1 protein-coding gene is annotated in these 252 nt (G+C 40.1%); it reads left to right on the plus strand.

All coding sequences use genetic code 11. The annotated features are described in order from the left end of the window. Positions 1-252: phage tail domain-containing protein (locus tag R0J92_RS24945; RefSeq protein WP_411053660.1), on the plus strand; the 252-nt coding region annotated here is incomplete at both ends.

Genomic DNA, 252 nt, shown 5'->3' on the forward strand with positions numbered 1-252 from the left:
GTTTAAATGATGTCTTCCCCAATGTCTTTCTAACCTCCTTTGAACCCGAAGCGCCGTCATTCGATAGAAAAAACTTCACAAATTCGAGCCGGCACGGCATTCAGACGCAAAGAAAGAGTCGTTTTACACGTTTGAAAGAAAGAAAAATACTTGTTGATCTTACAATAGACGCAGCAAACGCAGAACATTTTTATCTAGTAAGATCGGAAGTATATGAATATCTTGGCCGGCCCGATCCATACGAAATCATAT

Origin of the sequence: Tritonibacter sp. SIMBA_163 (assembly GCF_046535935.1) — a bacterium.
In the GTDB taxonomy this organism is placed as follows: domain Bacteria; phylum Pseudomonadota; class Alphaproteobacteria; order Rhodobacterales; family Rhodobacteraceae; genus Epibacterium; species Epibacterium scottomollicae.